We start from the raw sequence: 3,903 nt of genomic DNA, 5'->3' as shown, positions 1-3,903 counted from the left end.
TGGGATGATGATTAGTTGGTCGCGTAGAGGAAGTGTGAGTGGATTGCTTGAAGAATAAGACGGAAGCATAGAGTTACACTGGGTGGATCGTCGGCAGTGTGATATGGTTATAAGAGACAGGTGTATTCTATGACCATGAAACATTCAGATAAAATTATACGTACACGTTTTGCACCAAGTCCTACTGGGTATCTTCATATTGGGGGTGCGAGAACAGCTTTGTTTAGTTGGTTATTTGCAAAGCAGCATCAAGGGAGCTTCATTTTGCGTATTGAAGATACCGATGTTGAGCGGTCTACACAAGCTTCTGTGAATGCGATTTTAGAGGGCTTGCGATGGCTACAAATTGATTGGAAAGAAGGGCCCTATTTCCAATCTCAACGGATAGAGCGATACCGAGAAGCTATTCAATACTTGAAGGAAAAAGAACAAGCTTACCCGTGTTACTGCTCCAAAGAACGACTTATTGAATTGCGTAATATACAGTTAAAAAATAACCAAAAGCCACGCTATGATGGCTTTTGCCGTGAAAATAAGCCTGACCGTTTCCATCATACAGGTGATCCGTTTGTGATTCGTTTTCGTAACCCCACTGAAGGGTTAGTAGTTTTTGATGATATGATTCGTGGAACAATTGCTATTCCGAATAGTGAGCTAGACGATCTTATTATTATGCGTACGGATGGTACACCAACTTATAATTTTACTGTAGTCGTGGATGATTGGGATATGAACATCACCCACGTTATTCGTGGTGATGATCATATTAATAATACTCCTCGCCAAATTAATATCCTAAAAGCGTTAGGTGCTGACTTGCCTCAGTATGCTTATGTTCCCATGATTTTAGGATCTGATGGCAAACGTTTGTCAAAACGACATGGAGCTGTAAGTGTTTTACAATATCGAGATGAGGGTTATTTGCCCGACTCATTGATTAATTATTTAGTGCGATTAGGATGGGCACATGGTGATCAAGAAATATTTTCTCGTGATGAAATGATTACTTTATTCGATATTCATGCTGTAAGTCGTTCTCCTGCCGCTTTTAATCCAAAAAAATTACTATGGCTTAACCAATATTATTTGAAAACTCAAAATCCGGTTTTAATGAAAGCAGCATTCGCCGCACAATTAATTAAGCTAGGGATTGACTACTGGAATGGACCTCCGTTAGAGCAAGTTATTAGTATTCAGGCTGAACGTACCAAGACTTTAAAAGAGATGGCGGAACGTAGCCGGTATTTTTTTGAAGATATTATTGAATATGAACCAAAAGCGGTCGAAAACTATTTGCGGCCAGAAATTATTAAACCCTTACAATTAATTAGAGATAGGTTAGCCCAACTTCAGAGTTGGGAGAAAGGTCTTATTCATCAAATAATAATTGAGGTTGCTGAATCTTGTCAGTTAAAGTTAACGCAGATTGCTCAACCAATTCGTATAGCTATGAGCGGGGATATCATATCTCCACCTATTGATATTACTTTGTATTTAATAGGACGAGATTCAGTCCTTCGTCGCTTAGATCGTATTGTCGCTTTCCTGCATACCACCCCCCCCCAAAAAATACCCTATTGATAAAACATGTTTTACCTATATTTTAAGCAATAAAATAGGAATAATAATGGCATTTTTAGTTATTTTAGGTTTGGTGATTGGACTCTTAATAATCTTAGGTTCATTCATCCTCATCCGGTATAAGTATTTAATTAGTTTTATGAGAGGGGGATTAATTAAGCATTAAAGTATTATGTTTTTAATTGGTCTTATCAGTCTGTAATTAAGATTTTACAGTGGTACTAGTAAGTTGTTAGATACTAGTAAATTTAGGTTCTAGTAAATTAGAATATCTGGATACTCACTGATTGGTAAGTAATCATTAGTATTTGATAGTATAAATAATTCCATTATTGAGATCATCCGAATTTTCTATTTTGATATGCCACAAGATCTATTCTCAAAATAATTGTTAAAAAAATTCCTAATTGGACTAATCGAAATCGACTCATCGAAACAAGTAGTATGTATTAGATTTTGGTATTTATTTGTTTTTCTTTTTTAATTAGTATCTAAAATTTGAGTATCTAAAATTTGATTTAAAGTATCAAGTAAGGCCTTTTCATTTTGAGTGAACTGACATAGGCTTTGCTTATCCGATGTTGTTCTTAACATCTAATCCCTATAGGGGGAGAGTATATATTTATTGCTTGAAGATAATATAGCAAGCGGCAACAATCATCTTTAAAATTATCTTTACAACCCATCTCAAGTATATTCAAAAGAAAAGATTAAAATGTTAGAGAATTTAATGGTTTTTTTGTTGTGGTCAGTGAGATACTAATCAAGAACGTAATTGTTTTTTTACATTTGTTACAAAAATTCTGTTTATTCAAAAGTCTTTTCTCAATCCTGGACTCTTTTTTTACTATTAGAATTTAAGGCCAACTTAATCAGCATCAAGATTTTTGCGATAACTGTACAAAGTAGTGAATGCTTGAGTTGTTCTATAGCTTTTGATAAAAAAGAAAATCATGGTTTGTTTTAGAATCCTGCATTACAAGGTTTTTTTAAATGTTTGCGGATGTTTTGTTTAAATTTGATAATGATGTTTTTGTGAGATAGGTTGGGAGAGTGAGAAGGTGTTTGATTGATTATGATAGTTTAAAATAAAGTGAATTTATGGAAATATTAAAGCCAGTCAAGAAGTATACCTCTTAATTCAATAACCTATAGCACAGCACAGCAAAGTACCACTTTTCCTAAAAGTGAAGTATCAATTTTTCTAAATAAATCAATCATGGCTTGTGTTTTGATGCAAAAGTTTAATTGATTGGTTCTCAAAGACCACCTTCAAAAACCTTTTGATATCTTAAAGAGATAGACAGACGGTTTTTAGCAAGAAAGTTATTAGGGTGTAGTTAGTTGTTCAACGTGATCAGAGACAATCATTAATAGCATACATAGCGTTGTTTACTAATTTGGCACAGTTTAATTATATTAAGTAAGCCTGGAGTAAGCCTGGTTACGAATATCCCTCAATCTAAAAATATAACGTTTCATATACTATTCAAATTTTAGAGTTTTGGTGTGATCATCGATAGCGTGAGTCACGCTTCTTAACGAAATGAAATATGCTAATAATTTTGGGTTTTGATGCAATTCGATAAGCAGACTACTTTAAAGCAGGATAAGAATTTTCTGGAAAAACCTACTAGTATCAATTTTTATTAGAATTATTTTGCTTGATAAATTGATTATCTAATCAATGAGAATAAGCTAAACTTTGTAAAAATAAAAATTGACAGTTATTAAAGGTGTTAGGTTAAAAGTATTTTGGCGCTTGCTCGATAAATGATTGTATTGTAATGTCGTTGATGCATTTTTTATAATTGTAAGGAATAAGTATTGATATTTGCATTTTTAACTAAACGATTTAAATTTCTGGTTAAAACTCTTTATTTTGAGAGAGAGTAATTTTATAAATGATTGAATAGTCTTTATTAAAATTAGAAGGGTTTAAGTTAGGTTAATGACATTATAGTTCAGCTTCTTTCCTGAATCAGTATTTATCAATTTTTTGATAGCTTTTTTGCGAGATAAGCTATCTAATAAGTCTATATTTCTACCTAAAAACTGAATAAGATTGATGTATTAAGAAAAAATTGATAACACTGATCAGTGTTAAATTTAACTTTGAAAGGAAATAAGGAATACTTTTAATAAGAAATATCTTAAAGAGCTTTGGGGTTGTATCAAAAAAGTTTCTAATATTATTTATTTGAATTTCTATTTCCAGAGTATTTTGTTAAATCAGTCCATTCTTATGAAGAATTCCTAAAGAATTATAAATAAATTTTTATTAAAATGTTTAATTTTTATAAAATTTTAAATATTCATTGT

At 32.0% G+C, this 3,903-nt stretch carries 1 protein-coding gene; it reads left to right on the top strand.

Annotated features, from left to right (window positions below; genetic code table 11):
* The first annotated feature begins 135 nt into the window (after window positions 1-135).
* Window positions 136-1,581, top strand: coding sequence for a glutamate--tRNA ligase (gene gltX / locus CLERM_RS03685; protein ID WP_102157235.1), 1,446 nt, complete (start codon window positions 136-138; stop codon window positions 1,579-1,581).
* Window positions 1,582-3,903: the final 2,322 nt, after the last annotated feature.

The organism is Coxiella-like endosymbiont, assembly GCF_002871095.1.
Lineage (GTDB): Bacteria > Pseudomonadota > Gammaproteobacteria > Coxiellales > Coxiellaceae > Coxiella.
This window is presented reverse-complemented; position numbering and strand designations above follow the sequence as displayed.

Coding starts and splice junctions, on each gene's coding strand:
- gltX (WP_102157235.1), top strand. CDS start 136: ATGAAACATTCAGATAAAATTATACGTACACGTTTTGCACCAAGTCCT.